At 43.2% G+C, this 24,977-nt stretch carries 23 protein-coding genes and 1 pseudogene; 16 read left to right on the top strand and 8 right to left on the bottom strand.

What is annotated here, in order from left to right; all coding sequences use genetic code 11:
* The first annotated feature begins 59 nt into the window (after nt 1-59).
* The 4 genes from V7K46_RS16590 (at nt 60) to V7K46_RS16575 (ending at nt 5,096) form a co-directional block, all read left to right on the top strand.
* Complete coding sequence (locus V7K46_RS16590) at nt 60-356, top strand: hypothetical protein (RefSeq protein ID WP_335114940.1); 297 nt, start codon at nt 60-62, stop codon at nt 354-356.
* Between the two features lie 174 nt (nt 357-530).
* Nucleotides 531-1,601, top strand: coding sequence for an LOG family protein (locus tag V7K46_RS16585; RefSeq protein ID WP_335114937.1), 1,071 nt, complete (start codon nt 531-533; stop codon nt 1,599-1,601).
* Nucleotides 1,602-2,225: 624 nt separating this feature from the next.
* The gene (locus tag V7K46_RS16580; protein WP_335114935.1) at nt 2,226-3,548 is read left to right on the top strand and encodes a D-alanyl-D-alanine carboxypeptidase; all 1,323 of its coding nucleotides are present in this window, start codon (nt 2,226-2,228) and stop codon (nt 3,546-3,548) included.
* A 330-nt stretch (nt 3,549-3,878) separates the two neighbouring features.
* On the top strand, nt 3,879-5,096 hold the full coding sequence (locus tag V7K46_RS16575) for an HhoA/HhoB/HtrA family serine endopeptidase (RefSeq protein ID WP_335114934.1): 1,218 nt from the start codon (nt 3,879-3,881) through the stop codon (nt 5,094-5,096).
* Nucleotides 5,097-5,484: 388 nt separating this feature from the next.
* Here the strand turns inward: V7K46_RS16575 and recA are convergent, their stop codons facing one another.
* Both recA and V7K46_RS16565 read right to left on the bottom strand, forming a co-directional pair.
* On the bottom strand, nt 5,485-6,564 hold the full coding sequence (gene recA / locus V7K46_RS16570; RefSeq protein ID WP_273769243.1) for a recombinase RecA: 1,080 nt from the start codon (nt 6,562-6,564) through the stop codon (nt 5,485-5,487).
* Nucleotides 6,565-6,754: 190 nt separating this feature from the next.
* Complete coding sequence (locus V7K46_RS16565; RefSeq protein ID WP_335114932.1) at nt 6,755-6,976, bottom strand: hypothetical protein; 222 nt, start codon at nt 6,974-6,976, stop codon at nt 6,755-6,757.
* A 308-nt stretch (nt 6,977-7,284) separates the two neighbouring features.
* Between V7K46_RS16565 and V7K46_RS16560 the strand changes: the two genes are divergently transcribed.
* Nucleotides 7,285-7,578 (top strand): type II toxin-antitoxin system Phd/YefM family antitoxin, encoded by a 294-nt coding sequence (locus V7K46_RS16560; RefSeq protein ID WP_335114930.1) that lies wholly within the window; start codon nt 7,285-7,287, stop codon nt 7,576-7,578.
* A 26-nt stretch (nt 7,579-7,604) separates the two neighbouring features.
* On the opposite strand, the gene V7K46_RS16555 is transcribed toward V7K46_RS16560, so the two are convergent.
* Both V7K46_RS16555 and V7K46_RS16550 read right to left on the bottom strand, forming a co-directional pair.
* The gene (locus V7K46_RS16555; RefSeq protein ID WP_335114928.1) at nt 7,605-8,033 is read right to left on the bottom strand and encodes a type II toxin-antitoxin system VapC family toxin; all 429 of its coding nucleotides are present in this window, start codon (nt 8,031-8,033) and stop codon (nt 7,605-7,607) included.
* Nucleotides 8,026-8,259, bottom strand: a complete 234-nt coding sequence (locus tag V7K46_RS16550; protein WP_335114926.1) for a hypothetical protein — start codon at nt 8,257-8,259, stop codon at nt 8,026-8,028. Before V7K46_RS16550 ends, V7K46_RS16555 begins: the two co-directional genes overlap by 8 nt.
* A gap of 304 nt (nt 8,260-8,563) precedes the next feature.
* Here V7K46_RS16550 and xseA point away from each other — a divergent pair, with 304 nt between their 5' ends.
* From xseA to V7K46_RS16510, 7 genes and pseudogenes are all read left to right on the top strand, one after another.
* Nucleotides 8,564-9,823 (top strand): exodeoxyribonuclease VII large subunit, encoded by a 1,260-nt coding sequence (gene xseA, locus V7K46_RS16545; protein WP_335114924.1) that lies wholly within the window; start codon nt 8,564-8,566, stop codon nt 9,821-9,823.
* Nucleotides 9,824-10,051 (top strand): exodeoxyribonuclease VII small subunit, encoded by a 228-nt coding sequence (gene xseB / locus V7K46_RS16540; protein ID WP_335114922.1) that lies wholly within the window; start codon nt 9,824-9,826, stop codon nt 10,049-10,051. It abuts the gene before it with no gap.
* Nucleotides 10,052-10,325: 274 nt separating this feature from the next.
* A complete protein-coding gene (locus V7K46_RS16535) occupies nt 10,326-10,499 on the top strand; it encodes a hypothetical protein (protein ID WP_335114920.1) in 174 nt (57 codons plus the stop codon).
* A gap of 207 nt (nt 10,500-10,706) precedes the next feature.
* Nucleotides 10,707-13,069 (top strand): annotated as a pseudogene (locus V7K46_RS16530) (leucine-rich repeat domain-containing protein); the annotation flags it as partial.
* 137 nt (nt 13,070-13,206) lie between these two features.
* Nucleotides 13,207-13,542 (top strand): DUF6883 domain-containing protein, encoded by a 336-nt coding sequence (locus V7K46_RS16520; protein WP_335114914.1) that lies wholly within the window; start codon nt 13,207-13,209, stop codon nt 13,540-13,542.
* A 5-nt stretch (nt 13,543-13,547) separates the two neighbouring features.
* A complete protein-coding gene (locus V7K46_RS16515) occupies nt 13,548-14,213 on the top strand; it encodes a DUF4926 domain-containing protein (protein WP_335114912.1) in 666 nt (221 codons plus the stop codon).
* A 282-nt stretch (nt 14,214-14,495) separates the two neighbouring features.
* Nucleotides 14,496-14,783, top strand: coding sequence for a hypothetical protein (locus V7K46_RS16510; protein WP_335114910.1), 288 nt, complete (start codon nt 14,496-14,498; stop codon nt 14,781-14,783).
* A 49-nt stretch (nt 14,784-14,832) separates the two neighbouring features.
* Here the strand turns inward: V7K46_RS16510 and V7K46_RS16505 are convergent, their stop codons facing one another.
* The gene (locus V7K46_RS16505; RefSeq protein ID WP_335114908.1) at nt 14,833-15,039 is read right to left on the bottom strand and encodes a hypothetical protein; all 207 of its coding nucleotides are present in this window, start codon (nt 15,037-15,039) and stop codon (nt 14,833-14,835) included.
* 38 nt (nt 15,040-15,077) lie between these two features.
* Here V7K46_RS16505 and V7K46_RS16500 point away from each other — a divergent pair, with 38 nt between their 5' ends.
* The 4 genes from V7K46_RS16500 (at nt 15,078) to V7K46_RS16485 (ending at nt 23,117) form a co-directional block, all read left to right on the top strand.
* Nucleotides 15,078-15,836 carry a sucrose-phosphate phosphatase gene (locus tag V7K46_RS16500; protein WP_335114906.1) on the top strand — a complete coding sequence of 253 codons (759 nt, stop codon included), beginning with the start codon at nt 15,078-15,080 and terminating at the stop codon, nt 15,834-15,836.
* Nucleotides 15,836-16,468: a Holliday junction branch migration protein RuvA gene (gene ruvA, locus V7K46_RS16495; RefSeq protein ID WP_335114904.1), complete on the top strand. Its 633-nt coding sequence runs from the start codon at nt 15,836-15,838 to the stop codon at nt 16,466-16,468. Before V7K46_RS16500 ends, ruvA begins: the two co-directional genes overlap by 1 nt.
* Before the next feature lie 53 nt (nt 16,469-16,521).
* Nucleotides 16,522-17,697, top strand: a complete 1,176-nt coding sequence (bioF, locus tag V7K46_RS16490; protein ID WP_335115046.1) for an 8-amino-7-oxononanoate synthase — start codon at nt 16,522-16,524, stop codon at nt 17,695-17,697.
* A gap of 368 nt (nt 17,698-18,065) precedes the next feature.
* Nucleotides 18,066-23,117 carry a PAS domain S-box protein gene (locus tag V7K46_RS16485; RefSeq protein ID WP_335114902.1) on the top strand — a complete coding sequence of 1,684 codons (5,052 nt, stop codon included), beginning with the start codon at nt 18,066-18,068 and terminating at the stop codon, nt 23,115-23,117.
* A 26-nt stretch (nt 23,118-23,143) separates the two neighbouring features.
* On the opposite strand, the gene V7K46_RS16480 is transcribed toward V7K46_RS16485, so the two are convergent.
* From V7K46_RS16480 to V7K46_RS16470, 3 genes are all read right to left on the bottom strand, one after another.
* Nucleotides 23,144-23,752, bottom strand: a complete 609-nt coding sequence (locus V7K46_RS16480) for a hypothetical protein (RefSeq protein WP_335114900.1) — start codon at nt 23,750-23,752, stop codon at nt 23,144-23,146.
* A 140-nt stretch (nt 23,753-23,892) separates the two neighbouring features.
* Entirely contained in the window at nt 23,893-24,480 is a 588-nt protein-coding gene (locus V7K46_RS16475) for a thylakoid membrane photosystem I accumulation factor (protein ID WP_335114898.1), read from the bottom strand.
* A 159-nt stretch (nt 24,481-24,639) separates the two neighbouring features.
* On the bottom strand, nt 24,640-24,977 hold a 338-nt coding region (locus V7K46_RS16470), incomplete at its 5' end, for a coiled-coil domain-containing protein (protein WP_442939845.1).

Genomic DNA, 24,977 nt, shown 5'->3' with positions numbered 1-24,977 from the left:
TCGGAGAGGGACAGACTTGAACTTTAGTTCAAGACAGGGAGAGGTTTGTCGAACTCACGGTGAACATCATCTTCCGAGTTCCGAACACCAACTTCCGAGTTCTGAACACCAACCTTCAAGTTCCGAACACCATCTTTCAAGTTCCGAACGCCATCTTCCGAGTTCCGAACACCATCTTTCAAGTTCTGAACACCATCTTCCGAGTTCCGAACACCATCTTCCGAGTTCCGAACACCATCTTCCGAGTTCTGAACACCATCTTCCTACTTCCAATCTCAAAAGATGGGTATCTGGGCTTGAGTAATGAGCAATACTACCTCAAAGCCAGTTGTGATACCAATTCACGAAAACCCTGATACAGATAGATTTCTCGTAGGGGCATGGCAATGCCATGCCCTTACCAACGTATTTATATCATTATTAAAGTGAAATGGTATGAGTGTGTTAACTGTACATCAGAGGGCTTATTCCCGCTTGCTAGAGTGTGAGTAGTTCACGTAAAATATAGTGCCATTGTTGCAGCACTTCTCATGACCTCATCTGCGTCGTTTGACACATCAGAGTCTTTGCAGGCGGATATCGCTGAATTGATCGCTCGTTTACCGACATTAAAAAATCGGCAACTTATTCAGCAAGCACTTGCTACTATTGTTCGTCTAGCTGATACCGAAATTGAGCGTCTCGATTGGAAAATATTGTCCGCTGCTCTAGTAGATATGGAGCGTGGTTTCCAGCTTTTTTATAATTATCGACACGTTCGCAAAATCACCGTCTTCGGTTCTGCTCGTCTAGCGTCAGATACGCCAGAGTACCAAATGGCCCTTAAGTTTGCTCGTGCTGTTTCTCAATTAGGATTTATGGTGATGACAGGCGGTGGCGGCGGGATTATGCAAGCGGGTCACGAAGGTGCTGGGCGAGAAAATTCTTTTGGATTAAACATTCAGTTACCCTTTGAACAGCTAGCGAACCCATTTATAGAAGGCGATCCCAAGCTAATTAACTTCAAATATTTCTTTACCCGCAAGCTGTTTCTCCTCAAAGAAAGTGATGCTATAGCCTTGTTTCCGGGAGGCTTTGGCACTCAAGATGAAGCTTTTGAATGCATGACATTAACCCAAAATGGTAAATTTGGCCCAGTACCTCTAGTTTTAATCGATCGCCCTGGTGGTGATTACTGGTGGTCTTGGAGCGAATATATTGAGAAGCAATTAGTACAAAATGGTCTTGTCAGTCCTGAAGACCCCAGCCTTTACACAGTGACAGACAACTTAGATGTAGCTTGTGATGTGATTACTCGTTTTTACCAGGTTTATCACTCCTGTCGATATGTTGGCAATAAATTAGTCATCCGCCTCAAGACAGATATATCAGACGCTCAGGTAGAGCAACTCAATGCTAATTTTAGCCAGATTATTGTTCAAGGACGGATTGAAAAAAGTCAAGCATTACCTCAAGAAGCACAAGATGAAACTGTTGGACTACCCCGGCTGATTTTGTACTTCAATCAACGCGACTTGGGGCGCTTGTATCAGATGATTGCCACAATTAACCTGATGGGTACTCCTTCACCAGAGGATGCAGCACATCCAGAAAGAAAGTAGGTATTAAGAAAGGGAAGGGTAAAGGGAATAATTTTTTTGAATCCCTTCCCTTTTTATTGTTTCAAAATTATAGAATTGCGCCGCCGATAGCAAAGCGTTAGCGAGTATTCGTACCCCTACGGGGAAGCAAGCTGGCAAGAGCGTCTCGTAAGAAAGCGTCATAGCCCAATACGCTTGGGTTAAGGTTAAAACTCTTTATCAAAGTCAATTTTTTTAACGAACCGCAGAGGCGCTGAGAACACAGAGAGAAGGAAAAAATGCTTAACTGAACTGTATTGCGTCATAGCCCGTCGTAGACATCGCTAGTTCCTGAATCAGGCTAACGGCGTAGTCTCTCCACATATCAAAAATGTCTGTATAGAGCATTTATCAGCTATTTAGACCACGACTGAGCCGGGGAATGGGGAATAGGGAGGAGAAAGTGGTGTAGTTCAATTACTCATGCGGCTATCTTGACGAGCGATCGCATTTTGGCATTGTCAAAGGAGCCAGGAAAACAATATGATTCACCCTACTTACAGATGAGAAAAACACCAGTTATTATGACTCAATACTGATTCTGGTAAAAAAGCTTGTATATTAGCACAGGAAACAATATATCAAATCCTAATAGAGGAATAAAAGATGCTGGAATTATTGGGTTCAGGTTTGGTGTCGCTCTGGCTGGAAATGGCCGGGGTACGAATCAAGCCTCTAGATGCCTTAGATGCATTGACTTGGCAAAGTAGCCCTGGCTTGGTTCTTGCCCCTGATCCCAATCCATCTGGGGCAACGACGGTGCAGGAATATCTGAAAAAGCTCATAACATCAAAAGTCGTGGCACCAAATCTGGCTGAGAGTCAGGGAATTTGGATGCAGTCGGGGCCGATGCTGATGGCAAATCACCAAGGTACAACACCTCTGCCGGCTGCCTCTTTAACCAAAATTGCCACTTCACTAGTTGCTTTGAAAACTTGGGGACCAGATTACCAATTTGATACTTTGGTGAGTGTGACTGGCCCAGTGGTAAATGGGGTTGTGCAGGGCGATTTGGTAATTACAGGCCGTGGCGATCCGATGTTTGTTTGGGAAGAAGCGATCGCACTTGGTAATACTCTCAATAAAATGGGCATCAAGCAGGTAAAGGGAAATTTGATCATTACTGGCAATTTTGCCATGAATTTCCAACGCCAGCCGATGCTAGCAGGTTTGATGCTCAAGCAAATACTAAATCGTGCGACTTGGGGCCGCCCCGCTATTTTCAGGTACTCAATTATGCCCAAGGGAACGCCCAAGCCTCAAGTTGTGATTACAGGTGGGGTGAAAGTTGAGGCGCAACCAAACCCTCAACAAACTTTGTTAATGCGGCATCGCTCATTGCCTTTGAAGCAACTGCTTAAGGAGATGAACGTTTACAGTAACAACGATATGGCACAGATGCTGGCAGACTCACTGGGAGGAGCAAGTGTAGTCCAATCCACTGCTGCTAACCTTGCTAGGGTGCCACAAGTGGAAATTCAGTTAATCAATGGTTCAGGACTGGGCCCGGAAAATCGCATTTCCCCCAGGGCTGTCTGTGCCATGCTGATGGCTATTCAAGTTGAGGCATCTGCCCATCAGCTGAATCTGGCTGACTTGTTCCCCATGTCTGGGTTTGATCACCGAGGTACACTACATACCAGACACATTCCCCTTGCTACTGTGATCAAAACTGGCACTCTCCGCGATGTTAGCGCTTTAGCAGGAGTGATGCCCACACGCGATCGCGGTTTGGTTTGGTTTGCGATTATCAACCGGGGGACAAATGTCTGGGGTTTCCGGACTGGACAAGACCAACTATTGCAAAGTGTTGTAAAACAATTACAACTACCTTTGGCTGTTCCTACTGCCCTCACTCCCCACTCAGTTATCAACTCTTTACCCCAGCTAGGTGCAACCAGTCGAAATGAAATTTTATCCAAAAGTTAGTTTATCGTCCAGAGTCATCATCTGACAAAGTTTTGAACCAAAAGTGAGCATGGCTATCCTTTGTCCCTTTTTCATCAGTGTGACTACCTTGAAAGGTCTAGTATCATTAGCAATCCAAAAGTTTTATTCATGGGTAAAAACCGAACTTGTAAAGTGTAAATGTCCATAATAGCTTTTGGGTTAAATTTTCCATTAAGTTGATTAAAGGTAGTTCGCAAAATGCCTTAACCCCAGTATTGGGAAAAGCAGGCGAAACCTGAAGTAAAAATAACTGTAAATAGATTTGTCACGACGAAGCTTCAATTAGGCTTAATAAATTAGGTTGTGATTATGCGAATTCCCAAATTATTCCGGTCTTTACGTCAACTTAGTTCTTATGTGTTAGCGATCGCGCTAGGAGTTGTGCTAACTGTTAGCACCCTGCAAGTGTTGCCCTCTCAAGCCGAACCAGCACCCCCTATGACTGCTGGAGATACTTCAAAAGTGATTGCCCAACGGCAATCACCAACCACTGCTGCGATCGGTAGCACTAGCTTTGTCACAGCAGCAGTGAATCGTGTGGGCACAGCAGTTGTTCGGATTGATACTGAGCGCACAATTACTCGTCGCGTTGATCCATCTTTTGAAGACCCCTTTTTCCGCCGGTTTTTTGGTGACGGTTTTTCCCAACAGATGCCTTCTGAGCAGCAGTTGCGCGGTTTAGGCTCAGGTTTCATTCTTGACAAGAGTGGGTTAGTTCTGACTAATGCTCATGTGGTTGATAAGGCTGATAAAGTAACAGTCCGGCTCAAAGATGGTCGCACCTTTGAAGGGAAAGTTCAAGGCATTGATGAAGTCACAGATTTGGCAGTAGTCAAGATAAATGCTGGTAACGATTTACCAGTGGCGCCCTTGGGTTCTTCTAATAATGTACAGGTAGGAGACTGGGCGATCGCAGTTGGTAATCCTTTAGGATTTGATAACACCGTTACCTTGGGAATTGTCAGTACCCTCAAACGTTCCAGCGCCCAAGTCGGCATTAGTGATAAACGCTTAGACTTTATTCAGACAGACGCCGCGATTAACCCTGGTAACTCTGGAGGACCACTATTGAATGGCCAAGGTGAAGTGATTGGCATTAACACAGCCATTCGTCCTGACGCGATGGGTATTGGGTTTGCGATTCCCATCGATAAAGCCAAAGCGATCGCAGCCCAACTGCAACGTGATGGTAAAGTTGCTCACCCGTATCTAGGTGTGCAAATGCTAACTTTAACACCCGATCTTGCCAAGGAAAATAACACCGATCCCAACTCTCCTATTCAGATACCAGAAGTTAATGGTGTTTTTGTAATGCGAGTTGTCCCCAATTCTCCAGCCGCATCTGCGGGTATCCGGCGCGGCGATGTAATTCTTCAAGTTGATGGTAAAGCTATTACCAGTGCTGAACAATTGCAGAACTTTGTGGAAGACAGTCGGCTTGGTCAAATATTACAGGTGAAAGTGCAACGAGGTAATCAGACACAGCAGCTTTCAGTCCGCACAGCTGAGTTGCAAAATGCTTCGTAGGGGGACATATCTGTTACTGGTGTTAACTTACAGCAGAATTCAAGTATTTGAACCACATCTGTCGTAGGGGCACAGCATTGCTGTGCCCGTAGAGCGTGGTCTATTTACCTGAAAATAGCTGTAAGCATGGAATCTAAGAACATCAAACCAGATGTACCTAGATTACATTTTATGCTGACTTTTTGCTTAAGTTGACACCAATGTAGAGATGTGCACCCCTACTTTTACCTGATTCCAATGAGAAACGCCAAAAAAATGATTGCTCGTCATATAGTGGCAATCATTTCCTTAGGCTTGTTGTAACTCATCAATACCTTGGAAAAGGTGCGTTAGCTGTCTTCATAACGCACTATCCATTAGCAGTTGCAGATTAATAAATCTCCACTCGTTATTCTTCTGGCTCTAAATCGACTTCTTCCTCTTCCTCTCCTTCACTGGGTTTAGCTACAGAGTTAGCAGAAACAACAGCGCCTTTATCTAGCTTTTCACGCACCAGTTGCTTAATTTGTTCAGCAAATTCAGGCTTTTCTTCTAGATACTTAATGGCATTGTCTCGTCCTTGGGAGATATTATCGCCGTTGTAACTATACCAAGCTCCTTTGCGGACAAGCACGCCAGTTTCTTCTGCCAAGTCTACAATACAACCCAAGGTAGAAATTCCTTTGCCAAAAATAATGTCAAATTCCGCTATTCTGAAGGGCGGCGCTACTTTGTTTTTGGCGACTTTGACTTTAACGCGGTTACCAAATTCATCTGTACCTTTTTTCAAGGTTTGAATCCGGCGAATATCCAAGCGCACCGAAGCGTAAAACTTCAATGCATTACCTCCAGTCGTGGTTTCTGGGCTACCATAGGTAACACCGATTTTTTGCCGCAACTGGTTAATGAAAATTACTGTACAACCAGATTTACCAATATTACCCGTAATCTTACGTAGAGCTTGGCTCATCAACCGCGCTTGCAGACCAACGTGAATATCACCCATATCCCCTTCAATTTCAGCGCGGGGAACCAGTGCTGCTACTGAGTCAATGACTACAATATCAACCGCAGCAGAGCGAACAAGCTGATCGACAATTTCCAAAGCTGATTCGCCTGTGTCAGGTTGGGAAATCAGTAAATTGTCAATATCTACACCTAATGCCGCAGCATAGGTAGGGTCAAGGGCGTGTTCAGCATCAACAAAGGCAGCAATACCGCCATTTCTTTGCACTTCGGCGAGCGCATGTAGCGCTACTGTAGTCTTCCCGGAACTTTCGGGACCATAAATTTCAATTACCCGCCCCTTGGGTAAACCACCACCCAATGCTAAATCTAGGGTGAGCGCTCCACTGGAAATCGTCTCCACCCGCATCCGGGTGGCATCGCCCAGGCGCATGATTGCTCCTTTACCAAAGCTGCGCTCAATCTGGTTGAGCACCATAGTCAGCGCTTTTTGCTTGCCAGAAGTATCGGTGTTGATAGCCATTCCTGCCTCTAATGCCTCTAAATATATGGTTTTAAGGAGTGTTGCTCTGGGAGTCTGAGTAGAACAGATATACTATTTTAACCAGAAAATTCTGGAATAGGACTTCTCAAATCAAAAAAAGGGTGTGACAAGATCGTAACTCGATCGCTACCAGATTAGAGTAGTCTTGCACAATGATACCAACTTGCATTCAGAGATAGCTTTTTTTGGCTGGGTAAGCAAGGGATTTCAATAAAAAATTATCTAAATATACAGTGTCAGTAGAACCGTACTCGTGAGCATTTGCGGAGGTTGAAAAATTAGGAGCGATCGCCATGCCAATCAGCATATCATCTACAGCAGCTTCATCGGTCAAGGCAAGATGTAGATAGCTTAGTGAAGGTGTATTAATTTGGCATTTATACTTAACCAAAATTCAAATGCTTTGCTCACCTAACAGCTATATATCAAACTTGTTGAGGGCATCGACAACAGGAGTAGCAGTCATCAACTGATCGTAACAAAATATAAGTTATACTAATTCTCCATGAAGATGCACAGAATGATCTGCCTTAAATCCTTGCTATATAAGGGATTATTCTATGCAGGCTCACATAGAATTGGTATTATATTCATTGCTGAATTATTCTCTACATAACTATTCTATTAATATAAACGAGCAGCAAGTTCTGTTAAGTCAGAATTGAGATGAGAAGAGTTATCTGCTAAAATATAGTCAAAATGTCTAAAATAGTCACAATTACTATGCAGACCTACACTCTGACTGATGCGCGCAACAAACACGGTGAGGTTTTTGATAAGGCTGCTACTGAGCCAGTTCTACTAACTAAGCAATCACGGCCTAGTCATGTGATTATTTCAGCTAAGAGCTACCAAAAATTAATTAATCGGCTGGAAGAATTAGAGGATATGGTTTTCGGTCAATCTGCTGAAGTTGCGCTGAGTCAGTCCAAAATGATTGGTACAGAGACTTTTACATCTGCATTAGAGCATTTAGCTAATGGCGAAACTTGATGGCACTTCATGCATCACCCTTGTTACTATAAACGCCAGTTATCTAGTCTTAGTGAATAATCTAAATCCTGAATCCTTTGATAATGAGATAAATTACCAGTAACTAAAGTTAGATTATAACTGATGGCAATTGCTGCAATCATACAATCAGGATAACCAATTCTTTTTCCGGTTGTCTCTAAATCAGCGTAGATTTTTCCTGCTAATACTGCTTCTGTCAAATCAAAGGATAATATCTCCTGTGAATTCACGATAGTTAAAAATTGCTGAAGGCGTTGTTCTTGCTTACGTTTTTGCCAACCTTCTACAATTTCCATAACTGTAATTACAGAAATTGTATATTTATCAAACTGGTTTAAGTAACTATTGGCTTTGGCAATAATATGAGGATTTACTCGTTTAATAATTTCTGACAGAATATCCGTATCAAATAGGTATTTTTCTACTTTATTCATCTGATACAGTATATCCTCTTTTTTCCATCGCTTCAGCAACAATTTCATCAACAATTTCTGGGACATCCGCATATAATCCCATTAATGGATCTTTTTTCTCCTGAATTTCTGCTAACCGTTCAATTACATCAGTAATCAATTCTGATAGAGTTGATTGATTGACTATTGCCAAAGTTTTTGCTCGTTCAAAGGTGAGTCTATCTAGTTCAATTTCTATCTTTTCCATGATGGTTTTAAACTCCCATATAAATTATTAGGGTTTATTAGTACAGTGTAACTCAGCATTAATGGCGGTGCAGTGGGGCACCAATATTTGTTAAAAGTGCAAAGTTGTTTGCTTATAAGGAATAAATCGGTGAATAAGTTTATTATCTACCTATTAAAATTAAACAAGTCTTTGCATGATTTACTAAATTAATTTATTTCTAATGGAATTTTGGAGTATTTATAATTTGATAATTCAACACAATAGCTATTAATTAACGTTATTTGCTAAGATTTGACTAGGTTTTTGCTCCCGCGCATCTTTGATGACTTTCGACCTTCCCGACTCTCTGATTCTCGATACAGCGCTTTCAGTATCTGGATTAACTGACTATATCCGCTTGCTGTTAGAGCAAGATGAACAATTACGGCAAGTTTGGGTAACTGGCGAAGTTTCCAGTGCTAACCATCATCGCAGTGGGTTATTTTTTACCCTGCAAGATACCGATCGCACCGCTGGAATTAAGTGTGTGGTATGGAATAGCCAATTGCCAAAACTCGCCCAGATACCCGTTCCCGGTGAGCAGATAATTATTTTGGGTAGCATTCGCCTGTATCCGCAACGGGGAGAGTATCAGTTATCAGTTTGGCAGACTCTACCTGCTGGTGTCGGTTTACAGGCGTTGCGCTATCAACAACTCAAAAATCGCTTGCTAGCCGAAGGGTTGTTCGACGCGCAAAGAAAGCGATCGCTCCCAACCCACCCTCAAACGATCGCTGTCGTCACTTCACCAACGGCTGCTGCTTGGGGTGATATTCAAAAAACTCTCAAGCAAAGGTATCCAAGTTTACACGTTTTATTTTCTCCAGCTACAGTACAGGGTGAGCAAGCACCGGAATCTATCGTCAAAGCAATTGAGCGGGTGGAAAACGATGGTCGCGCCGAAGTGCTAATTTTATCGCGGGGTGGTGGTGCGGTTGAGGAATTGGCTTGTTTTAATGATGAACGAGTAGTGCGATCGCTTGCTAGTTGTTCTATACCCGTAATTACTGGTATCGGTCATCAACGAGATGAATCTTTAGCAGATTTAGTTGCAGATGCTTGTGTGCATACACCGACTGCGGCGGCGGAAAGAGTTGTGCCAGCACTTTCAGAGTTGTATACTGAGCATCGGCAGCGAGTTGTAGCTTTAGATGAAGCGGTGCATGACTTTGGGGAAAATTCTCTTAATAAACTGCAAGTATTGCGGAACCGTTTGCGGCGTTTGCGGTTAGATCGACAAGTGCAGCAAGAGGTGCAAAAGCTAGCTTGGAAGCGTCAGCATTTGGTGCAAATTACGACGGGGCGATCGCAGCAAGCAACGCAGCATCTAGAGTTATTGCGGGAAAAGTTGGTTAGTCTTGACCCGAAAGCGGTATTGCAGCGTGGTTATGCGGTGGTGAGGCGGGAAGATGGGGCGATCACGCGTTCTGCGGCGGAGTTAGCTGTGGGAGAAGATTTGTTGATTCAGTTGGGGCAAGGTGGGGTTAAAGTGAAAGTTATGGAATTAACGAACCGCAGAGGCGCAGAGGACACAGAGAGTTGAATGGTTAAACGTAAGGGTGCTTCTAGTTCTGAGGAAGGTTGGAATTATGAGGCGAAGGTTATTGAAATAGAGGGAATTATCGCTCGGATTGAGGCGGGTGAGTTGGAATTGGAAGAGGTTTTTGACCAATTTGCTAAGGCTGTAGAGTATTTGCGTCAGTGCGAAAGTTTTTTGCAGCAGCGACAGCAGCAAGTAGATTTATTAATTGAAACTTTGAGTGATGAGTAGAAATTAGGACTTACGCATTGACAGGAAAGACCAAATATGGATGATTTGAAAAATACACATCTGTCGTAGGGGCACAGCATTGCTGTGCCCGTAGGGCGCGGGTCTATTTACCATCAAAGAATGATTAAGAAAAACCTGAAACGACGTATTTACGTTGATACACAACATCATTGTTTTGTACAGTGCGTAAGTCCTAGAAATATTCAAATTTGTTAGATAGCGTGATTGCCCCCTGGTGTAGTGTCAGGGATGCGATCGCTCGATTTTGTAAGCAATGCCAAAAATTGATCGTAGGTATCATAACAGAGATAGCTATAAACCAGATTTAGATATATGCGATCGCTACATCTCAAAGCGCGATGTCTACGACGGGCTATCGGCGTCGCCTAAATTCGCAATATCCCAAATAGCGATCGCTTTAGCTATTATCTCAAGGCGCGATCACTAAGAAACTTACATGAAAATAAAGTACCAGTAAACCGAGTTTCGACTGCGCTCAACTCTCGACGGCCGAGGGTTGAGCGCAGTCGAAACCCGGCTAGTTGGGACACTATTAACCCGCAGATCGCCAACAAGTGATAATTTAGTATTTTTCGCTAATCAGTTAAGATAATCTTCATCAATCTTCTTTCCTTTTACCCTTCTCCTTCGAATTATGACGCAGGATGAGTTGTTAGTACTGATAGATCGCGCTGTGGCTGAGGGTTGGCAAGAGTTAGACTTGTCGGGACAGGAGTTGACTGAGTTACCTGTAGAAATTGGTAAGTTGAAGCAGCTTGAGTCTTTGATTTTGGGAAAGAAGGTTGAAGGTTATGAAGTAGTAGGAAACCGCTATCTCGAAAAGGTTTCGGGCAATAATTTAAAAACGCTTCCACTCGAACTATTGGGTTTGCCTAATTTGCGTAAGTTGGATATTAGTGGCAATCCTTTAAAGAGCATTCCCGATGTGGTAACGCAAATACTACATTTAGAGGAACTTATCTCAATTCGAGTAGAGCTAACTGAAATACCTGATGCGCTCACTAAATTAACCAATCTGACGCAACTTCACCTCAGTGACAACCAAATAACCCAGATTCCAGAGGCGATCGCTAATTTAACCAATCTGACGCAACTTCACCTCAGTGACAACCAAATAACCCAGATTCCAGAGGCGATCGCTAAATTAACCAATCTGAGGGAGCTTATCCTCTATAAAAACCAAATTATCCAAATTCCAGAGGCGATCGCTAATTTAACCAATCTAACGCAACTTCACCTCACTAACAACCAAATTACCCAGATTCCAGAGGCGATCGCTAATTTAACCAATTTGACGAAGCTTTCGCTCAGTTACAACGGAATTACCCAGATTCCAGAGGTGCTCGCTAAATTAACCAATTTGACGCAGCTTCACCTCTATGAGAACCAAATTACCCAGATTCCAGAGGCGATCACTAATTTAACCAATTTGACGAAGCTTGATCTCATGGGCAACCAAATTACCCAGATTCCAGAGGCGATCACTAATTTAACCAATTTGACGAAGCTTGATCTCATGGACAACCAAATTACCCAGATTCCAGAGGCGTTCGCTAAATTAACTAATCTGATGTATCTTGAGCTCAGTGACAACGAAATAACCCAGATTCCAGAGGCGTTCGCTAAATTAACTAATCTGATGTATCTTGAGCTCAGTGACAACGGAATTACCCAGATTCCAGAGGCGTTCGCTAAATTAACTAATCTGATGTATCTTGGCCTCAGTTACAACGAAATAACCCAGATTCCAGAGGCGCTGGCTAAATTAACCAATTTGACGCAGCTTGACCTCAGTTACAACGAAATAACCCAGATTCCAGAGGCGCTGGCTAAATTAACCAATTTGACGCAGCTTGACCTGCGTGACAACCAAATAACCCAGATTCCAGAGGCGCTGGCTAAATTAACCAATTTGACGCAGCTTGACCTTAGTCACAACCAAATAACCCAGATTCCAGAGGCGCTCGCTAAATTAACTAATCTGACGCAGCTTGACCTTAGTTACAACCAAATAACCCAGATTCCAGAGGCGCTCGCTAAATTAACTAATCTGACGCGGCTTGACCTTAGTTACAACCAAATTACCCAGATTCCAGAGGCGCTCGCTAAATTAACTAATCTGACGCGGCTTGACCTTAGTTACAACCAAATTACCCAGATTCCAGAGGCGCTCGTTAAATTAACTAATCTGACTTGCTGCATCGACTCGGCTTAGTTCTCAACTTCCGCGATCATCCCATCCTCAAAGATACCAACGTCCTCAAACCCAACTGGGTGACAGAAGGCATTTACGCGCTCTTGAGCGATGAAAACCTCAAAACTAAAACAAAAGGCATTTTCACCCCCGCCAATCTCACCTGCATCCTCAATCCAGAGCGATACCCCACCAAGCGCCATAGCTATTTGATCGGGCTGATGAAAGAATTTGAGCTTTGCTTTGCACTAGAATGTCAGCCACCACAATTTCTGATTGCGGGACTTTTGCCTAAAGACCAACCAGAGGAAACAGAACTCGACGACGAAACCCTGGAATTTCAATACCATTACAAAGTTCTCCCCGAAAGCATCATCTCCCGCTTCATCGTCATCACCCACGAAAAAATTCATAGCCAAATCTATTGGCGCAGTGGCGTAATGCTGCAATATCAACAAAACAACGAAATCTACAACATCGCTCGGATCAAAGCTGATCCCGAAGACAAAAAAATCTTCATCACCATTAGCGGACGTAAAGAAACCCGCCGCTTATTTCTCGGCATCCTCCGCGATGTCTTCCAAAAAATCCACAAAAGTCTTCCCAATCTCGAAATCACCGAATGGGTTCCCGTTCCCAATCACCCCAAACATCCACCCCTCGACTACCAAGAACTCCTCGGACAAGAATCAATGGGTGAAAGTACAATCACCATCGGCAAACTAAGATTAAAACTCGATTTGCGTCAACTTTTAGATGGCTATGAAGACATTGGAATACGTCAAAGAAAGTTAAAAGGCGATCAATTTATTGATATAGAAACAGACGACTCATCTCTTACAGTTAATGTCAATGTTAGCGATCGCCGTTCTAAAACTATTAACCAACATGGAGAAGGCGATAACTTTGCTGGCGATGAGGTCGAAGGCAATAAAATTGGATGAAGTTACCCAACTTTGAATTAGCCTTTATTGATCGCAACAAACTGCAAAACTATAGCCTCAACTCCCAACACGATCGCGGAAAGCATAAGGCCAGACTGTTTGCCGCTATCCCAGACTTAGGTAGCGATGATGCAGAAATTCCGCAACTGCTAATCGAAGATGCGATTCAAAATTATCAAGCAATTCCCAGCCTGTTAGATGAATATGGTCAACGCTATATCGTCGATTTACCCATCACCCGCAACCAAAACACTGCTAACATTCGCACAACTTGGATCGTCCGCCCCACCGAAGATTTTCCCCGTCTCGTTAGTTGCTATATTTTGAGATAATGCCCATGCTTGCGACCCCAAACAAATTCAATTTATTAGATATTGTTGCTCTTAAAACTCCCTTATCCGAACATAACCTCCTTGCAGGTCAAGTGGGAACCATTGTCGAAATTCTCGCCCCCGAAGTATACGAAGTAGAATTTAGTGATGATGACGGTCAAACCTATGCTATGCAAGCCTTACCAGCCCATAAACTCCTAAAACTCCATTACAAACCCCTAAAAACTATGTCTAACAATATCAATCAATTCGGCAAAGGCGACAACGTTGCAGGTGATAAAATCCAAAATGACTTCAAAGGCTCAAATATCGGCAACTTTGCCAACGAAGTTAAAGACAACGCTAGACAGCAAGCCTCTAACTTCACCCAAACAAGCGGCGCAAACATCAGCGAAATTCTGCAACTGATCGGCAACCTGCGCCAAATTGTAGCCCAATTCCCGCCAGAAACCCGCGACGACATCATCATTGATATTGATGATGTAGAAGTAGAAATTCAAAAGCCAGAAAAAGAACGCAATTTACCCAAACTGAAAAAGCGTCTACTAGCTTTACTAACTGCTGCTACTCTAGTCGCTGCCCCGATCGCAGGTATGACAGACTTTGCAAACAATGTTATGGAAATAGGGAACAAATTAAATATCGAACTACCGCTTCCCTCTGGTAAATAGACTTTTCTCACTCCAGGGGCGATCGCAAATTCAAGCTTTACAGCTATTAAAGAACAAATAAGCGATCGCTATTCATCAATAACTTTTAGAGGATGTTTGAAAAGTCATGATTGATGTATCAGATATTTTTTACCCCATCCTAACCCTCCCCTTATAAAGGGGAGGGAACCGGATTTTCTTATTTCCCCCCTTTATAAGGGGGGATTAAGGGGGGTAATAATTCGATTAAAATCACAACATACCACTTTTCAAACAACCTCTAAGCCGATCGCATAGCTTGAAATGATGCCTGCCTTTGATTTGATGAGAATTGAACTAGCGATCGCCGAAATAACAAATGGGTTCGCCGAAATAACAAATGGGTTCGCCGAAGTAACAAATGGGTTCGCCGAAATAACAAATGGGTTCGCCGAAGTAACAAATGGGTTCGCCGAAGTAACAAATGGGTTCGTCGAAGTAACAAATGGGTTCGCCGAAATAACAAATGGGTTCGCCGAAATAACAAATGGGTTCGCTGAAATAACAAATGGGTTCCCCGAAATAACAAATGGGTTCGCCGAAATAACATAACCCAACCTACGAATCAAGGCATTTTTGGATTTGGCAAAGGTATTGTAAATCAGCTATTGTTCAACTGCTGAGTAAACGCTTGATGTTCAACTGAAGTTAGTCCTTTGTCCAATACTGCCAACACCTGTTGCATATTTCCCGCAACTAATCCTGAGACATCAAGCCACAATCCTGGAAACACTTGACTTTCAATTATTCCTGACGTATTTGGTATCAATGCCACATATTCACCATCCTGCAAGTGCAAAAAGGACATAAACTTTTTGATGGTAAAGCGAAGCATAAGAGGTGGTTATGGCTAAATTTCTTTTTGTAACTGACTTGGATGACACCCTCGTATATCGCACTGTAGGCGATGACAGCGCTTTACCAGAACTAAATCAACTGCTGGAGAGACATCGCCAAGAATACGGTACGAAAATTGTTTATGCTACTGGGCGATCGCCTGTACTTTACAAAGAACTCCAAACTCAAAAAAATCTTTTGCAACCAGATGCCCTCGTTCTTTCTGTGGGTACAGAAATCTACCTTGATGGTACTGATACACCAGACTCAGGTTGGTCAGAAATCCTCTCTCCGGGATGGGAACGGGAAACTGTATTATCTATTACTAGAAAATATCCTGAGTTAGTTCTGCAACCAGATTCAGAACAGCGTCCCTTCAAAGTGAGTTTTTTCTTACAACAAGAGGCATCTGCAAGTGTGATACCACAACTTGAGGCGGAGTTGCAGAAATATAAATTAAATGTAAAGTTAATCTACAGTAGCGGAATAGACCTTGACATTGTACCCCATAGTAGCGATAAAGGTCAGGCAATGCAGTTTTTACGCCACAAGTGGAAATTTGCAGCAGAACAAACAATTGTCTGTGGTGATTCAGGTAATGATATTGCTTTATTTGCTATAGGCAACGAACGGGGAATCATTGTGGGGAATGCCCGAAAAGAGTTACTCCAATGGCACGATGAGTATCCCGCTGATCACCGCTACCTGGCTTCATGTTTTTGTGCAGGTGGAATTATCGAAGGATTAAAATATTTTGGTCTCTTGTAATGATTAGTTATCTAAAAGGTATAGTTGCTGGTATCCAAACAATTGGCGCTAATCGCGTAATCCTGACTCTGGAAGTGAATGGCTTGGGGTATGATTTGCAAGTTCCTCAACGGCTAGCAAACCAGTTACCTGAGTCGGGAGGAGTGACGCAAATTTTTACGCATTTCCAAATTCGTGAAGAAGTGCCCTTCCTATATGGCTTTGCTTCGCCATCCGAACGCGATTTATTTCGCCACTTGCTGACTGTCAGTGGTATTGGTGCAGCCTTAGCGATCGCCCTCTTGGACACTCTGGAACTACCAGATTTAGTCCAAGCTATTATCGCTGGCAATACACAAATCTTAATTCAGGCTCCCGGTGTCGGTAAGAAAATCGCCGAACGCATCTGTTTGGAACTGAAAAGCAAATTAGTCGAGTGGCGCAAATCAGCCGGCTTCTTCGTCGCCACAGGTGGCCCAGCACCTGGAATTCTCGAAGAGGTGCAAATGACCCTCTTCGCCTTGGGATATACTGCCCATGAAGTCAGTCACGCCTTGCATGTAGTGAGTGAAGATATCGGACTACCCAAAGACGCCTATGTAGAAGATTGGATTAAACAAGCGATCGCTCATCTCAGTAGCGAACAAGTTTAATCTTGTGCATTAATTTTGAATTTTGAATTTTGAATTTTGAATTATTATCCCCCATGCCCACTGACCCTTATGCCTGGCTAGAACATTCCTTAGCAACAATTCATCGGGCAGACTGGTATCGTTCAGTACAAACAATCCACGGTCGTCCGGGTGCAACGGTGGTTTTAGCTGGCCAAGAGGTAATTAATTTTGCCAGTAATGACTATTTGGGGCTGACTGGGGATAAGCGGTTGATCGCAGCCGCAACTGCTGCGATCGCAGAATTTGGAACTGGTAGTACTGGTTCTAGATTACTCAGTGGGCATCGAGAATTACACAGGGATTTAGAAGAGGCGATCGCATTTACCAAACAAACAGAAGATGCTTTGATATTTAGTTCAGGGTATCTAGCCAATTTGGGTACAATTACCGCCCTTGTTGGCAAGCGTGATTTAATTTTATCTGACCAGTACAATCATTCCAGTCTGAAAAATGGGGCGATTCTCAGCGGTGCAGCAGTTGTGGAATATCCGCACTGTGATCTTGCAGTACTAAAAATCCAGTTGATGCAGCGACAAAACTACCGACGTTGTTTGATTCTTACTGATACTGTCTTCAGCATGGATGGCGATTTATGTCCGTTGCCAGCACTGTTGGATCTGGCTGATGAGTTTAGCTGTATGCTGCTAGTTGATGAAGCTCATGCCACTGGGGTACTAGGAAAAACTGGCGCTGGGTGTGTGGAACATTTTGGGTGTACAGGAAAGCAATTAATTCAAGTTGGCACTTTGAGTAAAGCTTTGGGTAGTTTAGGCGGGTATGTGGCAGGAAGTAGCGCCCTAATTGACTTCTTGCAAAACCGCGCACCCACTTGGATTTACACCACTGGGCTTTCACCTGCTGATACAGCTGCGGCCTTAGCAGCAATCAAGATAGTGCAACAAGAACCGCAACGCCGTGCCCAATTGTGGCAAAATGTACATTACTTAAAAAAGTTGCTGCAACAATTACCTAATTTAAAATTACTGCCTTCAGAATCACCTATATTATGTTTTCAATTGCCCAGTGCGACTGATGCTCTCAAAACAGGAAAACAGCTAAGAGATGCTGGCATTTTTGCTCCAGCAATTCGTCCTCCCACAGTGCCCACAAGTCGGATCAGAATATCTTTAATGGCAACTCATGAAGCAGCACATATTGACAAATTGGTAGCAGTGCTGAAGGATATCTCTTCACTCGTGAGGTTTTAAGTAAGTGGGCAAAAATAAATCAACCTATATTACGCAATGTAAAATTAATTAAATTGGAATGTAGAAAGCGGCTCCAATTTAATTATTCACGCCTACTTACTTATAGCAATCTTAAACAGCATCTCTGACTTATTTGAGAAGTCAGGGATTCTATAGCTTTAAATTTTTACAAATCAAACAGGATTGCTAGATATAATTAACGATAAATTTTTACTTTTAATACTATATTCTTGAGGAATTAGCTTCTAACAAAAGAGGTTATTAAAACTAAATAAAAATCTATCTGTGGATAAGTTACTAAAATATACAAACTAGCTTAGGGTATGTACAGCCGCTGCAATAAGTATTGGTTGATCCAAGACATTTTCATGCCCCATATTCATTATTCCCAGTTACTGCGTTCTGGCATTGTTGTATTAATTGTTGCATTTACATTAGTGCCAATGTTGATACTAGACCTCTGGTTCAGCATGAGTGGAACTCCTTTCTTGCTGTTTTTTAGCGCTGTAATGGTGAGTGCTTGGTATGGTGGTTTGAAGTCAGGGCTGTTAGCAACTTCCTTGTCTGTGTTACTGATCGATTACTTCTTTCTTCCTCCAGTTTATGAGTTGAGTTCGGACTTATCCAATTTTGTGCGAATTGGGTTGTTTGGATTACAAGGATTACTTTTTAGCATCTTATGTGAGGTATTAAAGATTGCTAAAAGATGGGCTGATGGAAATCTCCAAAAGCTGAAAGTTAGTGAGGAGCGATTTCGATTAACGTTAAGCAGTTCAGATATCGTCGTCTTTCAGCAGGATCGCGATTTGCGATACCAGTGGATTCATAATCCTCAAGGTTTAAACACTGCTGAGGAAATGTTAGGAAAGTCTGATGATGAATTATTTCCAGTAGTAGCAGAGAAGTTGAGGGCAATTAAGCTGAAGGTACTAGAGACTGGTGTTGCAACCCGTGAAGAGGTTTATCTGACGATTGCTGGAGAAGACCGCTACTATGATTTGCTGGTTGAACCGCTAAGGGATACAGACAATAGCATTCAGGGTATTACCTGTGCAGGTGTAAATATTACTGGGCGCAAACAGGCAGAACTAGAAACCGCCAGGTTGCATCAGGAACTTCAGCAAGCTATTCAGCAAAAAGACGAATCTCTGGCGTTGCTTAATGCTTGGGTTACTAGTTCACCAGTGGCGCTGGCTTTTCTGGATACTGAACTTCGCTATGTTCATGCTAATGAAGCGCTAGCCGCGATTAACGGTGTACCGCAAAGTCAACATATTGGTCGTACCTTTAGGGAAGTACTACCGGAATGGGCAGCGCAAATTGAGCCTGTTTTTGAGCAAGTGATGAGAACTAGGCAATCCTTGCTTAACCAGGAAATGAGCGGTGATTATCCGCCTGGGGTGTATCGTTATGCTCTTATCAGCTACTATCCAGTGTGTTTGCCGGATGGGCAGTTGTTGGGAGTAGGCATTAGTTCAATTGATATTACTCAACTCAAACAAACTGAGCAAGCACTGCAAGAAAGCGAAGCGAAGTTTCGCAGCGTGGTTGAGTCAAATATGATTGGTATTGGTTTCTGGGATAGAGACGGTAGGATTACAGACGCGAACGATGCCTTGCTAAGTATGGTGGGTTATACTCGTGAAGAATTACTTGCCGGAACACTTCGCTGGCAAGACTTGACTCCTACAGAGTACGTGCCACTCGATAAGCAAGCACTGACTCAATTTCAAGACAGCCCCTTTTGCACACCCTATGAAAAAGAATATATCCGTAAAGACGGCTCACGCTTGCCGATTTTGGCAGGTGGTAGCCATTTTGAAGGGACTGTAGATCGAGGAGCTTTTTTTATTCTCGATACTACAGAGCGCAAGCAGGCTGAGGAAACACTCCGCTATATCGCCAAAATTAGTAGTGTACTCTCTACTTCGCTAGATTATGAACAAACATTACAACAGATCGCCAAAATTTCAGTTCCCCAGCTAGCTGATTGGTGTAGCGTTGACATTTTAAATGAAGATGGTTCGATTCGCCGCCTACCTATTGCTTATGCAGACCCATCTAAAGCGGAGTTGGCGCGTAAACTTCAGGAGTATGTGACAAATTATCAGGTTGTAAGTGCAATTACTAGAGTACTGCAAACCGGGCAAAGCGAATTAATCTCAGAGGTATCTGACTCGCTATTAGTAGCAACTACTCAAAATCAGGAACACTTAGAACTTGTTCGGCAATTGGGGATGAAGTCTGTGATGATTGTGCCGTTAATCGCACAAGGGCGAGTCCTGGGCTGCATCAGCTTTATCATCGCTCAATCAGACCGTCGCTACGATCGCTCTGATTTGACTTTAGCAACAGATATTACCAATCGTGCTGCCTTAGCAGTGGAAAATGCGCGACTTTATCGAGATATCCACCAGGCTTTAGTCCATTATGCCGAATCTCTATCTCTTCTAGATGCGCTCTTAGGAGCTGCTCCTGTTGCAGTATGCTTTTTGGATCGGGAACTGCGATATATCCGAATTAATCAAGTTTTTGCTGAGATTAACGGTTTGACCATAGAAGAACATCTAGGACGCAAATTTGGGGAAGTGTTGCCAAAGATGGCGGCTGAGTTAGAGCCACTCTTACAGCAGGTCTTGGATAGTGGAAAACCTCTGCTGAATGTAGAAATTAGCGGTGAGATAAGGGGACGACCCAAACGTTATGGCTACTGGCTGGGCAACTATTACCCAGTCAACAACACAATAGGCCAAACGGTAGGAATTGGAATTATTCTGGCAGAAGTGACAGCAGCAAAGCAAACAGAAGTTGCTTTGCGGGAAAGCGAAGAAAGGTTCCGGGCAATGTTTAACCAGGCAGCTGTGGGCATTACTCTAATAGGATTGGATGGACAATTTCTGCAAATTAATTCTGCTCTGTGCAAAATTACTGGGTATAGTCATGAAGAGTTAATTAAAATGAACTTTCAGGAAATTACCCACCCTGACGACTTAGAAGTTGATTCGGAGAATGCTCGGCGAGTTTTGGCACAAGAAATTAGTGATTATTCCTTAGAGAAGCGCTACATCCGCAAAGATGGTTCCATTGTTTGGGTAAACCTAACTTCATCAGCAGTTTGGGATGCCAATGGACTTCCAAAGTATGCATTAGGCATTATTGAAGATATTAGTAAACGCAAACGAGTTGAAATTACACAAAACTTTTTAGTTGAAGCCAGCACCTTACTAGCTGCCTCATTGGATTATGAAATTACCTTGGAAAGTGTGGCTAATCTAGCAGTTCCTACTCTAGCTGACTGGTGTATTGTAGATGTTTTCCAAGAAGATTGGTCAAGTAAACAAATTGCGATCGCAATTGCCGATCCCATAAAACAAAATACTTTAAACGAAATGCAACGGCGTTATCCACCCCAAATCAGAGCAGAACAGCTTGTGCAGCAGCTAAGGCGGGGAATATCTGTCTTTTATCCGGAATTATCTGAGTCTCATCTTGTCCAGATGGCTGAAGACGATGAACATCTGCAATTGCTGCGAAGTCTGGGTATTCATTCTCTAATGGTGATTCCAGTTCGTTCCCGTGGGCAATTATTTGGAGCAATCTCTTTTTTTACAGCCGAGTCAGGTCGGCACTACAAACAGACAGACTTGGCTTTAGCAGAGGATATAGCTCGTCGGGCGGCGACAGCCATCGACAACGCCAGACTCTACCAGGAAGCTCAACAGGCAAAACAGGCAGCTGAACGGTCTGTCAATCGCACGCTACTTTTACAAAGAATAACTGCTGCCCTCTCGGAAGCGCTAACTCCCCAACAGGTGGCTGATGTGATCGTAAACCAAGGGATTGCCGCCTTGGAAGCCACTGCTGGTTCTGTTGTCTTACTTACTGAGGGAGGTACTACCCTGAAGCTTGTGCAAGCAATTGGCTATTCACAATTACTCATAGATGCCTGGACAAATTTTCCGATCACTGCACCTAACCAAATAGCAGAAACAGTCAGAACTAGGCAGCCGATTTTTTTAGAAAATTTAGCAATCATGGCTGCTAAATATCCCAACTTAGCAGATGCTGTGGCTCTACCAGGGAATAATGCCTGCGCTTCCATTCCCTTGATAGCAGAAGGCAAAGTAATTGGGGGACTGGGATTAAGCTTTACCAATGAACAAATATTTAATCAAGAAGACCGGGGATTTATGTTGACATTGGGACAGCAGTGTGCCCAAGCGATCGCTCGCGCTCAACTTTACGAAGCTGAAAAGACTGCAAGGGCACAAGCCGAGACAGCCAATCGAATTAAGGATGAATTCCTCGCTGTCCTTTCCCATGAACTCCGAACTCCTCTGAATCCTATTTTAGGGTGGGCAAAGTTACTCAGAACCCGCAAGTTTGATGAAGCCGCTACAATCCGGGCATTGGAAACAATCGAGCGCAATGCCCAGTTACAAACCCAATTAATTGGAGATTTACTTGATGTTTCGCGGATTTTACAAGGTAAAGTCAACCTAAATCTTTACGCAGTGGATTTGAGAGTGCCGATCGCAGCTGCACTAGAGACGGTGCGTTTAGCAGCAGAAGCTAAGTCAATTGAAATTCAAACGGTGTTAAGTAATGATATCGGCAAAGTTCTGGGCGATGGCGATCGCTTGCAACAAGTGATGTGGAATCTTCTCTCTAATGCCGTTAAATTCACACCCACAGAAGGACGAGTAGAAGTGCGTTTAGAGCAAGTTGGGTCAGATGCTCAAATTCAGGTGATTGATACAGGTAAGGGAATCATCGTAGAATTTTTGCCTTACGTATTTGACTACTTCCGACAAGCAGATGCCAAGACAACCAGGATATTTGGCGGACTGGGATTGGGACTGGCAATTGTGCGTCATATAGTAGAACTTCACGGTGGTACAGTTCAGGCTGAGAGTCTGGGAGAAGGACAAGGGGCTACCTTTACAGTCAGGCTACCTTTACTCAAAAATTCTGAGTTGCGAGTCAGCAGTGCTAAGGCTTCTCAACCAGAACTCAGTACTGAGGACACATTACTTGCTGGAGTGCAAATCCTGCTGGTGGACGATCAAGCTGATGTGCGAGAGTTTTTTAGCTTTGCGCTAGAACAATATGGAGCAACTGTAACAGCAGTTGAATCAGCCGCCCAAGCGTTGGAAACATTAGCCCAATCAAAACCAGATATCCTGTTAAGCGATATTGGAATGCCCTTGATGGATGGTTATATGTTGCTGCACGAGGTGAGAAAATTACCGCCAGAGCTAGGGGGGCAAATTCCCGCGATCGCTTTGACTGCTTATGCTGGAGAAATTAACTACAACCAAGCAATGGCAGCAGGGTTTCAAAAACACCTACCTAAACCTGTCGAACTAGGGGATTTAGCTACAGCGATCGTCAGTCTGATCGGGCAAAATCAACCTTGAAGGAGGCAGGAGACAACAAGGTTTGGTCAACCAATGGGGCGATTACCAGGATTGACTGCATGAATATATTCACTACCCGATCGCGGTCTTCCTCGTTTATAATAAGCTTCTTCTGGTTTACCCCATCCTAGCTGCAAAATCATTTCCAAAAAGTTAGAATTTTCCCACTTGCACAAACTTGCCCATTCTGTTCTTTGAACAATTCTCTCTACATCAAATGTGAGAATTTGTTGGTATTGTTTACTATTATTGAAACTCAAGTATAAATCCATCCCCATAGAGACTTCATACCAAAATTCGACGATGGAATTTTTAGCAGATTTTAATATCTCTAAGTCACTGGTGAGGGCTATTAACTCAGTGCTTACTTCGGGATAGCTCAAGTTTTTAGCTTTGACTGTTACTTGCCGCCAGATAATACCTGAAACTTGATTTTCTTTCTGATAGTCGTGAATTGCAGCTTTGAAATCTTGATAGGCTGTGAATTGTTGCAGTCCATCAGTTCTGATAAACTGGTCAATTACAGGATTGCCAGATACTGTGATTTCTAATTTTAGGCGTTTTCCGTTGAGGCAAGCTTGGCGTTCGGCTGCCAAAATTTGAATTAGCTCCTGGGTGGTGTAAACCTTTGACATCAGAATACACTTTATAAGGGACTATAGATTAACTTCCTAAATGGTTAACACAGATATTCTAATATTATGCTTTTACATCAGCATAAATGTAGTAACAAGCACGAAAAGTTAAGGCAGACCAATTTGGTCTACCCCATAAGTTACCTAGCTAACTCACTACTGAACTCATTGAAAGCTCGGCGCTTTAGCTGTGCTGTTTCTGTGCGTGGTAACAAATCAAATATTTTGCGAAATTCATCGTCTATATCTTCAAAAGGTACTTGACCCTTTTTATTCAAAACTACCTGACCTGATTTATTAAACACCACAACTTGAGGAACAGTCCCAGAATAGTAATATCCTGGTTCTGTAGGGTCGTAGGTCTGTTTAGGTGGGATACCATCTACATTAATAGGCATAATCTCTGCTACCCGACCATAGAATTCCTGTACCCGTGAAATGGAAATGGCATATCTTTTGGAATCGCTGCTGTCATCCACATAAAAGGCCAAAAATATGGGTTTATGTTCCGCTAAAGTCTGTGCAAGTGTCTGTCTGGGAGGAACCAATGAACCATTGCCAGCATAAACGACAAAGATGTTGCCATCATATAAATCATTATTGAGACCAGCATATGCAGGTTGCATACTTATAATGAAAAGACTTGCAAGCAACAACAAGCATTTGGACAGCAACCTTCGCCAGTCAGTAATTTGTTTATGTAAAAAAAGAAACTTTGTGCTATTCATCAAAAGGAACCTTGCAAGCTACTACTTGTCGTGAGTTTGTGCTGAATTCGGCAAACTGGGCTGGATATGTAATTATGCCCGCGCACTATTTTTTAAGATAACGCCTACTGAGATTATCTCTCGTAAGTGGGGAGTGGGGAATCAGGGAAGAGTTAGAACTTAAAGTGTTAGCGTCAAAGGCTCAAGTTTCGACCTCAAAGGCTCAAGTCTCAGCCTCAAAGGCTCAAGTTTCGACCTCAAAGCCTCAAGTTTCGACCTTGAAGGCTCAAGTTTCGACCTCAAAGCCTCAAGTTTCGACCTTGAAGGCTCAAGTTTCGACCTCAAAGCCTCAAGTTTCGACCTCAAAGCCTCAAGTTTCGACCTCAAAGCCTTAAGTTTCGACCTCAAAGCCTTAAGTTTCGACCTCAAAGCCTCAAGTCTCAGCCTCAAAGCCTCAAGTCTCAGCCTCAAAGCCTCAAGTCTCAGCCTCAAAGCCTCAAGTCTCAGCCTCAAAGCCT

It is taken from the genome of Nostoc sp. (assembly GCF_036917395.1).
Lineage (GTDB): Bacteria > Cyanobacteriota > Cyanobacteriia > Cyanobacteriales > Nostocaceae > Nostoc.
This window is presented reverse-complemented; position numbering and strand designations above follow the sequence as displayed.

Bases quoted from the DNA above. Each gene is read 5' to 3' on its own strand.
- V7K46_RS16485 (WP_335114902.1), top strand. From the start codon at position 18,066: ATGCCCCATATTCATTATTCCCAGTTACTGCGTTCTGGCATTGTTGTA.
- V7K46_RS16515 (WP_335114912.1), top strand. From the start codon at position 13,548: ATGCTTGCGACCCCAAACAAATTCAATTTATTAGATATTGTTGCTCTT.
- ruvA (WP_335114904.1), top strand. From the start codon at position 15,836: ATGATTAGTTATCTAAAAGGTATAGTTGCTGGTATCCAAACAATTGGC.
- V7K46_RS16510 (WP_335114910.1), top strand. From the start codon at position 14,496: ATGATGCCTGCCTTTGATTTGATGAGAATTGAACTAGCGATCGCCGAA.
- xseB (WP_335114922.1), top strand. From the start codon at position 9,824: ATGGTTAAACGTAAGGGTGCTTCTAGTTCTGAGGAAGGTTGGAATTAT.
- V7K46_RS16555 (WP_335114928.1), bottom strand. From the start codon at position 8,033: ATGAATAAAGTAGAAAAATACCTATTTGATACGGATATTCTGTCAGAA.
- xseA (WP_335114924.1), top strand. From the start codon at position 8,564: ATGACTTTCGACCTTCCCGACTCTCTGATTCTCGATACAGCGCTTTCA.
- V7K46_RS16550 (WP_335114926.1), bottom strand. From the start codon at position 8,259: ATGGAAAAGATAGAAATTGAACTAGATAGACTCACCTTTGAACGAGCA.
- V7K46_RS16480 (WP_335114900.1), bottom strand. From the start codon at position 23,752: ATGTCAAAGGTTTACACCACCCAGGAGCTAATTCAAATTTTGGCAGCC.
- V7K46_RS16500 (WP_335114906.1), top strand. From the start codon at position 15,078: ATGGCTAAATTTCTTTTTGTAACTGACTTGGATGACACCCTCGTATAT.
- V7K46_RS16585 (WP_335114937.1), top strand. From the start codon at position 531: ATGACCTCATCTGCGTCGTTTGACACATCAGAGTCTTTGCAGGCGGAT.
- V7K46_RS16535 (WP_335114920.1), top strand. From the start codon at position 10,326: ATGCCAAAAATTGATCGTAGGTATCATAACAGAGATAGCTATAAACCA.
- V7K46_RS16475 (WP_335114898.1), bottom strand. From the start codon at position 24,480: ATGAATAGCACAAAGTTTCTTTTTTTACATAAACAAATTACTGACTGG.
- V7K46_RS16520 (WP_335114914.1), top strand. From the start codon at position 13,207: ATGAAGTTACCCAACTTTGAATTAGCCTTTATTGATCGCAACAAACTG.
- V7K46_RS16580 (WP_335114935.1), top strand. From the start codon at position 2,226: ATGCTGGAATTATTGGGTTCAGGTTTGGTGTCGCTCTGGCTGGAAATG.
- V7K46_RS16560 (WP_335114930.1), top strand. From the start codon at position 7,285: ATGTCTAAAATAGTCACAATTACTATGCAGACCTACACTCTGACTGAT.
- recA (WP_273769243.1), bottom strand. From the start codon at position 6,564: ATGGCTATCAACACCGATACTTCTGGCAAGCAAAAAGCGCTGACTATG.
- V7K46_RS16575 (WP_335114934.1), top strand. From the start codon at position 3,879: ATGCGAATTCCCAAATTATTCCGGTCTTTACGTCAACTTAGTTCTTAT.
- V7K46_RS16505 (WP_335114908.1), bottom strand. From the start codon at position 15,039: ATGTCCTTTTTGCACTTGCAGGATGGTGAATATGTGGCATTGATACCA.
- bioF (WP_335115046.1), top strand. From the start codon at position 16,522: ATGCCCACTGACCCTTATGCCTGGCTAGAACATTCCTTAGCAACAATT.